At 66.4% G+C, this 8,348-nt stretch carries 8 protein-coding genes and 1 pseudogene; 4 read left to right on the forward strand and 5 right to left on the reverse strand.

What is annotated here, in order from left to right; all coding sequences use genetic code 11:
* The first annotated feature begins 195 nt into the window (after nt 1-195).
* Complete coding sequence (locus DBR12_RS01060) at nt 196-1,035, forward strand: helix-turn-helix domain-containing protein (protein WP_233244234.1); 840 nt, start codon at nt 196-198, stop codon at nt 1,033-1,035.
* On the opposite strand, the gene DBR12_RS01065 is transcribed toward DBR12_RS01060, so the two are convergent.
* The 5 genes from DBR12_RS01065 to DBR12_RS01085 form a co-directional block, all read right to left on the reverse strand.
* Complete coding sequence (locus DBR12_RS01065) at nt 1,005-1,346, reverse strand: DUF2834 domain-containing protein (protein WP_108615564.1); 342 nt, start codon at nt 1,344-1,346, stop codon at nt 1,005-1,007. The two genes, DBR12_RS01060 and DBR12_RS01065, sit on opposite strands and share 31 nt — an antisense overlap.
* Nucleotides 1,347-1,494: 148 nt before the next feature.
* A complete protein-coding gene (locus tag DBR12_RS01070) occupies nt 1,495-1,845 on the reverse strand; it encodes a DUF4124 domain-containing protein (RefSeq protein ID WP_108615565.1) in 351 nt (116 codons plus the stop codon).
* Nucleotides 1,846-1,940: 95 nt separating this feature from the next.
* Nucleotides 1,941-2,543 carry a YbhB/YbcL family Raf kinase inhibitor-like protein gene (locus DBR12_RS01075; RefSeq protein ID WP_233244235.1) on the reverse strand — a complete coding sequence of 201 codons (603 nt, stop codon included), beginning with the start codon at nt 2,541-2,543 and terminating at the stop codon, nt 1,941-1,943.
* Nucleotides 2,544-2,671: 128 nt separating this feature from the next.
* Nucleotides 2,672-3,448, reverse strand: a complete 777-nt coding sequence (locus DBR12_RS01080) for a helix-turn-helix transcriptional regulator (RefSeq protein ID WP_108615566.1) — start codon at nt 3,446-3,448, stop codon at nt 2,672-2,674.
* Nucleotides 3,449-3,607: 159 nt separating this feature from the next.
* Nucleotides 3,608-6,511: a DNA topoisomerase III gene (locus DBR12_RS01085; RefSeq protein ID WP_108615567.1), complete on the reverse strand. Its 2,904-nt coding sequence runs from the start codon at nt 6,509-6,511 to the stop codon at nt 3,608-3,610.
* Nucleotides 6,512-6,642: 131 nt separating this feature from the next.
* On the opposite strand from DBR12_RS01085, the gene DBR12_RS01090 reads away from it, so the two are divergent.
* From DBR12_RS01090 to DBR12_RS01100, 3 genes and pseudogenes are all read left to right on the forward strand, one after another.
* Nucleotides 6,643-7,233 (forward strand): SET domain-containing protein, encoded by a 591-nt coding sequence (locus tag DBR12_RS01090; protein ID WP_108615568.1) that lies wholly within the window; start codon nt 6,643-6,645, stop codon nt 7,231-7,233.
* Nucleotides 7,230-8,093 (forward strand): biotin--[acetyl-CoA-carboxylase] ligase, encoded by an 864-nt coding sequence (locus tag DBR12_RS01095; protein WP_108615569.1) that lies wholly within the window; start codon nt 7,230-7,232, stop codon nt 8,091-8,093. Before DBR12_RS01090 ends, DBR12_RS01095 begins: the two co-directional genes overlap by 4 nt.
* Before the next feature lie 41 nt (nt 8,094-8,134).
* Nucleotides 8,135-8,348, forward strand: a pseudogene (locus DBR12_RS01100) (SPOR domain-containing protein); the annotation flags it as partial.

Consider the following 8,348-nt stretch of genomic DNA (forward strand, 5'->3'; position numbering starts at 1 on the left):
GTGTAGCCGCCCAGGTCGCGAAAGTTGGAGGCACCTGCGAGTGGGAGGGATCTGGTGGGGGCGGGCGGTTGCTGCATGGTGCGGGCTCGGATGTGCGGTGGGTGAGGAGGGTGGAGGCAGCAAGGATAGTCGGGCACTGCGGCAGGCGCATGTCGCACGGGTAGCTGGCCCGGTGAAGGAATCTGTGCAGACCATGTGCAGAATCCAGACATGCAGCGTTTTGTGCCCGTGCCCACCGATTTACAGCCCTGGCTGATGGCGGGGGTGGTGGTGGACGCGCCTGCGGCGCTGGCGCAGTCGCACTTTCCGGCCATGGTATCGAGCATGCTGGTGGTGCGGCTGGCCGGGCAGGTGCATTGCCAGGGCGGCCTGGTACCACCAGCGGCCTGGATCAGCGCCAGCACTACCGCCATGATGTATGAGCACGGCGGGCCGGTGCAGGCCGTGGGGCTGGTGCTGCAGCCGGAGGCGGCGGTGGCGCTGTTTGCCGGTGCACGCGGGTTGGTGAACACGCTGCGGCCGCTGGCAGACCTGGTGGGCCCGGCATGGGCCGAGGTGGAGCAAGCGGTGCGGGCTGCGGCAGTTGATGGCGAACGGTTGCAGGTGCTGTGCGCGTTCATCCGGCAGCGGGTTGCGCCACCATCACTGTTTGACTGTGACGAGCGGCGGCAACAGGCGCTGGCCTTGCTGCAGGCTGCAGGCACCGGCCAGCACATGGGCCTGAGCCAGCGGCAGTTTGAACGGCGCTTTGTGGCGCACTGGGGCATGGCGCCCAAGCAGTTTCAGGTGATTGCGCGGCTGAACAGCACGCTGGGCAACGCCCTTGCCGAGCCCGGCGGCACGGTGGTGGAGCTGGCCACCGACCAGGGCTACTATGACCAGTCGCACATGGCGCGTGATATGCGCAGGCTGGCGGGCCATCCATTACAGGCCCTGGTGCAGGGCACGCGCAGCCCGCTGACCGCGCACTGGCCCTTGCAGATTGGGGCGCAGACCCTACCGAATCAAAAAGCCCCCCCTCTGCGCAGGCGCTGAGCCAGGTACAACGGCATCACAAACGCCAGGCCTATGCCGAAGCAGGCGGCAATGTAAGCCCAGCGCCATGCGCCCAGACTGCGGTCTGCCGCCACCCAGGCAGAGAACGCCACGGCGGCCAGGTACACGTCAACGGTGATGCCGGTGGTGAGCGCATTGGCAAAGGCATCGCGCCAGAAGACGTCGGGCATCACGCTGCCGCCCGCCAGAAAGTACAGCGTGTTGAAGTACCAGGGGACGGCCAGGCCCAGGGCGGCCAGCAGAAGAAGAAAAACGCGCAGGGCTTGGTGACTGAGGCTGTGGTGGTGCATGGGTGCATGCGGCCCCTTCGCAAGAAAAGGAGAGAGGCCTGGGGTTGTGAATCAATGCACCGATTGAATCCGCGCCGCCCCGCACGGGCTAGGAAAAAAACGACATCGGCCCCATGCGCCAGCCCGCAACCGGCGGCACACCAGCCGCTTACTGCGCGGGCGGCAGCGATGTGAGAGCGCCATCCACCGGCAGCTCCTGGCTGCCCTTGGGGCAGGGTTGGTCGGTGTAGGTGGTGCGGCCGTTTTGCACGCACTTGCGCGGCTGCGGGGCCACGGGCTCGGAGGCGGTGCCACCGGCAGCGCGGGCCTGTGCGGCGGGTTGCTGCTTGCCGGGCGGCAAGGTGTCGGGGCCGGGGCGGGTCACCTTTTTCCAGGCCTGCTCGGCCCAGGGCCCGGCATGGGGCAACCACTGGTCGGCCGTCCACCACGCAGCGGCTGCAGCAGCCAGCAGCAGTGCAGCCAGGATGGACCAGAGGGCTCGTTCGCGGGTGCTGCGCATGGGATGGGCCTGCGTGGGGTGGATGGGAGTGAAGGACAACTGACCAGCGAGCTTAAAACATCATCATCCACCCCCGCCACACCATCACCACGCCATCACGGCTGCTTGCCTTTGGCGGCAGGGCGCCCGTAGCGCGCCGTGAGCGTGGCCTTGCCCAGGCTGTGGGCGTTGATCATGTAGCCTGCCAACGCAGCGGTGGCATCGGCGGGCAGCTCCAGACGCGGCACCTTGAGCGCGTGCACGGTGAAGATGTAGCGGTGCGGAGCGTCGCCTTCCGGCGGGCAGGTGCCGCCCCAGGCGGCGACGCCGTAGTCAATGCGCACATGGCTGGCGCCTGCGGGCAGTTTGGCGTTGCCTGCCGCACCTGCGTCGGGCCGCAGCTCGGTGGTGTTGGCGGGAATATTGACCACCGACCAATGCCACCAGCCCGAACCCGTGGGGGCATCAGGGTCGTAGGCGGTGACGGCAAAGCTCTGCGTGCCTGCGGGCGCGCCGCTCCAGCGCAGGGCGGGCGACTGGTTATCACCCGCGCAGCCAAACCCCTTGAATTCGAAGCGCTGGGGCAGTGTGCTGCCTTCGGCAAAGTCGGGGCTGGTGAGCGCGAAGGCCTGGGCGTGGGCAGCAGGGGCCAGGCCGATGGTGGCGAGTGCCGCGATGGCGGCGCAAACGCGCAGGGGGTGCGAAAGTGGGTGGGTCATCTGAAAAGCTCCTTGCAGTAGCGGTGTGAAACAAGGGCTTGATGGTGCTGCGCGCCGCGCCTGCGCATTGGCCCGGCGGCGTCAATGGCTGTGCGCTACGCGTCAGCCGCTGTGTGAGGGGCGCCGTGTCAGGGCCGCAGTTGCGAGGGTGGGAAGCCAAAGCGCTCGCGGAACGCAGCGCTGAAGCGGCTGTGCGATTCATAGCCGCAGCGCGCTGCGATCTCGGACACCTGCAACGTGGTGCTCTGCAACAGCACCAGCGCCGTCTCCAGGCGCACGTCGCGCAGGCACTGGCTCACGGTTTCGCCCTCTTGCGCCAGGCGGCGCTGCAGGGTGCTGGCGCTGGTGGCAAAGGCAGCGGCAATGCGTTCCACCGTCCAGTCGGCCTGCGGGCTGGGGCCCACCAGGCGGCGCACACGTTCGGCCCAGCCCAGTTCGCCGGGCGGGGCAAACACAATGCCCGTCTCGGCCAGCATCAGCAGGACTTCGAGCGCGCGGTGTTCGCGCAGCGCCTGCGAGCTGGCATCACTCTCCAACGCAGCCAGGGCTCGCATGAAACTGTCTTCAAAGGCGGCGTCGGCCGCCAGGCCTGCACTGCCCTGCACCGGAGGCACGGCGGCAAACTGTCCGAACTGGCGGTGGAATTGCTCGACCAGCTGGGGCGCAAAACACAGGAGCCGCGCCACGTAGCGCCCCTGGGGAGCCGGGTCGTTGACCACCTCCCACTGCGCACCGCGCGGCAGCACAAACACCCGCCCGCTGGGGTAGCGGTGACCACCGCCGGGCGTGACGAGGTGCTTGGTGCCCGACACCACCCAGCCCACCGAATCCATACGCACCGTGACGGTGTGGATGCGGTGGTGCACCGTGGTGGCTATCTGCAAGGACAGTGCGCTGGCGTCCACCTTCAGTCCTCAGGGGTGCACACAGCATTGCGCAGAACCCGCTGCCCATGAAAGGGGCTCGGCCCAAGCGCGGGACGCCGAGCAAGGACCGCCCCGCAGCGAGGGCGTCGTCCCCCTTGAGGGGGAAGGCGCCGCAGGCAACTCAGGGGGTGCTTCACGTCACACCAGGTGGTTGCCCAGGATGCCCGCCAGCTCAAACATGCCCGCGCTGTCCTTGCCAAACACGGCGCGCAGCTTGTCGTCGGCGACGATGGTGCGCTTGTCCTTGGGGTCTTGCAGGTTGTGGGTCTTGATGTATTCCCACATCTTCTTGACGGCCTCGGGGCGGGCCACGGGTTCGTTGCCAATCACGGCGGCCAGGGCGGCGCTGGGCGCCTTGCCTGCGGCGGCCTTGCGCGGGGTTTTGGCCGCGGTGGTTTTGGCGGCGGCCTTCTTTACAGGGGCTTTTTTGGCCGCTGCGCCCGTCTTGCTTGCCTTGGCAGCTATTGTTTTAGCAGCAGCGCCGGGGCGTGGGGGGAACTTGCTGGGCGCGAATTCAAAGTTGACCTTGCCCGCTTCCTTGTCCCACGCCAGGTGGGCCTTGAAGTTGCGGCGCGTGCGCATGCTCACGAACTTGTCGAGCAGGTCGGTCTTGCCGGTCTCCAGGAGCTTGGTCATCTGCTCGCGCTCCACGGGCTGCTGCAGGATGATCTTGCCGCTCTTGAAGGTGCAGCTCGGTGTGGGCTGCGCGGTGGTGGGCACGGCCTTGCTGCACACGTAGTTGCTGCCGTGCTCGTGCACCTCTGATCCACAGATGGGGCAGGCGCCCAGCGCGGCGTCTTCAAACTCGACGATCTCGCCAGACTCTTCGCCCTTCTTGTCGTCGCCAAAGTCGAATTCGAGCTTGTAGTTGTGCGCCTCGTCGTCGTACTTGATGACGATCTCGGACGTGAACGGCCAGCCTGCCTTGGAACGGAACCCCTCCAGCGGGCCGATCTTCTTGTCGCGCAGCAGGGCGTTGGCCTCGGCAGTTTCAAAGGTGCGGCCTGCGGGCGACTTGCCAAAGCTGAAGCCACAACCCTCAGCGCCTGCTTTGCCCACGCAGGCAAAGCGGCGGTAGTTCTCTTTGACCACACCGCCGCAGTTGGGGCACGGCGATTCGAGCGTGGCGTAGTCACCGGGGATGGTGTCGCGGTCGTATTCCTTGGCCTTCTTGACCATGCGCTCGGTCATGGCGGCGATCTCGGCCATGAAGGCTTCGCGGCTGAGTTGGCCCTTTTCCATTTGCGAGAGCTTGTACTCCCACTCACCGGTCAGGTCGGCGCGGCAGAGTTCTTCCACCTCCAGTCCGCGCAGCAGCGTCATGAGCTGGAAGGCCTTGGCCGTGGGGATGATTTCGCGGCCTTCGCGCAGCATGTACTTTTCAGTCAGCAGGCCTTCGATGATGGCCGCGCGCGTGGCAGGGGTGCCCAAGCCTTTTTCCTGCATCGCAGAGCGCAGTTCTTCGTCGTCGATTTGCTTGCCCGCGCTTTCCATGGCGCCCAGCAGCGTGGCTTCGGAGTAGCGGGTGGGGGGCTTGGTCTTGAGGCCCTTGGGGTCAGCGGCCAGGGTGTTAACGCTCTCGCCGGGTTTGACGGGCACCAGGTTCTGGCCCTTGTCGCCGTCCTTGCCGCCTTCCACTTCCTCTGCGGCTTCCTTTCCGTAAATGGCCAACCAACCGGGCTTGACCAGCACCTTGCCTTCGGTTTTAAAACTATGCGGGGCGACTGTCGAAATGCGGGTGGTGACCGTGTATTCCGCACTCGGGAAGAACACGGCCATGAAGCGGCGCACGACCAGGTCGTACAGCTTTTGCTCGGCTTCAGAGAGGCCACTCGGGGCCTGCAGCGTGGGGATGATGGCAAAGTGATCGCTCACCTTGCTGTTGTCAAAAATGCGCTTGGACGGGCGCACATAGTTGTTGTTCAGCGCCGTGAGCGCGTGCGGCGCCAGGTGGCGCATGCCGCTGTCGGCCAGCATCTCGAAGGTCTGCTTGGCCACCGGCAAATAGTCTTCGGGCAGCGCACGCGAGTCGGTACGCGGGTAGGTCAGCGCCTTGTGGCGTTCGTACAGGCTTTGCGCCAGGGCCAGCGTGGTCTTGGCACTGAAGCCGAACTTGCCGTTGGCCTCGCGCTGCAGGCTGGTCAAATCGAACAGCAGGGGCGACGCTTGCGTGGTGGGCTTGCTCTCTTCGGTGACGGTGGCCTGCTTGCCGCGCACGGCGTTGGCAATGGCCTGCGCTTCGGCGGCCGACCACACGCGGTCGGCCTTGGCCTCGGCGTCCTCGCTCTTCTTCCACTGGGGGTTGAACCACTTGGCGGGGTATTCGCCGGCCTGGGCGCCAAAGGTGGCGTGGATTTCCCAGTAGTCGCGGCTCACGAACTTGCGGATCTTTTCTTCGCGCTCCACCACCAGCGACAGCGTGGGCGTCTGCACCCGGCCCACGGTGGTCAAGAAGAAGCCGCCGTCGCGCGAGTTGAACGCCGTCATGGCGCGGGTGCCGTTGATGCCCACCAGCCAGTCGGCTTCAGAACGGCTGCGCGCCGCACTGGCCAGGCCCGCCATCTGCTGCTCAGAGCGCAGGGCATTGAAGCCGTCGCGGATGGCCTGGGGTGTCATGGACTGCAGCCACAGGCGCTTGACGGGTTTGCCCAGCGGCTTGCTGCCACCGGCGTATTGCTCGATCAAGCGGAAGATCAGCTCGCCCTCGCGGCCCGCGTCACAAGCGTTGATGAGTTCGGTCACATCCTTGCGCTTGGCCTGCTTGACCACCGCGTTCAGGCGGCTCTTGGTCTTGTCCACGGGCTTGAGGTCAAAGAACGGTGGAATCACGGGCAGGTGCGCAAAGCTCCACTTGCCGCGCTTCACATCAAACTGCTCGGGGGCCTGGATCTCCACCAGGTGGCCCACGGCGCTGGTGACTACATAGCGGTCGTTCTCGAAGTGGTCTTCGTGCTTGTCAAACTTGCCCGCCACGGGCGTCAGCGCGCGCACGATGTCCTGCGCCACTGAGGGTTTTTCTGCAATTACCAGGGTCTTGGTCATTTTGGGGCTCTCGCCAGTCGTTCTGGTTGCCCGGATTCCGGGCGCTTCTACAATTCGGCTCTCACGCGCATGCACACGCACACACGCGCACGCACACATGTGTGCACCATCAAGTTAACAGAGTTTTTGCCATGCCCCGCTCCGCATCGCCCTCCGCCCCCGCCCTTGCACCGGGCCGCCGCATCCAGACTCGGCGCTCGGGCGTCCATGGCAAGGGCGTTTTTGCCGTGCAGGATATTGCAGAGGGCGAAGTCCTTGTCGAATACACGGGTGAAGTGATTGGCTGGCAAGAAGCCCAGGACCGGCACCCGCATGACCCCCTGCAACCCAACCACACGTTCTACTTCCATGTGGATGAAGACCATGTGATCGATGCAAAGTTCGGTGGCAACTCCTCGCGCTGGATCAACCACAGCTGCAACCCCAACTGCTACGCCGACGAGCGGGACGGCCGCATTTTCATCACCGCGCTGCGCAATATCAAGGCGGGCGAAGAGCTGAATTACGACTACGGTCTGATCATCGAAGAGCGCTACACCAAGAAGCTCAAGGCCGAATACCCCTGCTGGTGTGGCAGTGCCAACTGTCGGGGCACCCTGCTGGCGCCCAAGCGTGGCTGGGCGCCGCCCGTACCGCTGCCGCCGTCCAAGCCGTCCAGCACCAAGGCCAAAAAGGTGGCGAAGGCTCCTCAGAAGGCCAAGCCGCGAGGCCGCAGTCAGTGAGCGCCGCCCGCCCCATCCGCTGGCCCGCAGAGGCCATTTGGGAAGCGGTGTCACCGCTGCTGCCGGGCTTTACCGTGGAGGTGCTGCCCACCATCGACTCCACCAACACCGAGCTGATGCGCCGCGCGCGCAACGGTCAGGGCGAGCCCACCCTGCTGGTGGCGGAGCAGCAGACCGCCGGGCGCGGACGGCTGGGGCGGGTTTGGCAGAGTGATGTTGGCGCTTCACTCATGATGTCTTTGGGCCTGCCTCTGGCACCCCAGGACTGGTCCGGCCTGTCGCTCGCCGTCGGGGTGAGCGTGGCCGAAAGCCTGCAGCCCGTGCTGCCCGCCCTGGGCGCCGACCAGCCGGCGCGCGTGGGCCTCAAGTGGCCCAACGACCTGTGGCTGGGCGGCGCGGCGGGTGACCGCAAGCTGGGCGGCATCCTGGTGGAGACCGCAAGTTTTGTGGCCCCCCAGGCGGCCGCTGCGGCACCGGCCCGCGCCAGCACCGCACGCTATGTGGTGGTGGGCATTGGCATCAACGTGCTGCCGCGCAGCCCCGAGGGCATGAGCATGCCACCCGGCAGCCTGCAGGAGGTGGAGCCAGGCCTGGATGCGCCCACCGCGCTGTTGCGCATCGTGCCGCCGCTGGTGGCCATGCTGCAGTCGTTCGAGGGCTACGGCTTTGGCCCCATGCAACCCCGCTTTGCCGCCCGCGATGTGCTGCAGGGCCGGGCCGTGGCGCTGAGCGATGGCCACACCGGCACGGCGCACGGCGTGGGGGAAGATGGCGCACTGCTGGTGCACACGGCCGGCGGCATGCAGGCCATCACCAGCTCTGAAATCAGCGTGCGGCCCAGCGCTGTCCCGCCGGTCTGAAAGACCCTGATCCCACCGCGTCCACCGAAAGGCTCTTTCTCATGCTCCGACTCGCCGTGATCGTGCTGCTGCTGGCCAATGCGGGTTACTTTGCATGGTCGCAAGGCCACCTGCGCCCATGGGGCTGGGCTCCGCAGGAGCAGGCCGAGCCCCAGCGCATGAACCAGCAGATCCGGCCCGAGACGCTGCAGATCCTGAAGGTGAATGCGAGCAAGACCTCCTCCAGCACGCCGGTGCCCGCGCCCCCCCCTGCAG

This window comes from Acidovorax sp. HMWF029, assembly GCF_003060895.1.
Lineage (GTDB): Bacteria > Pseudomonadota > Gammaproteobacteria > Burkholderiales > Burkholderiaceae_C > Acidovorax.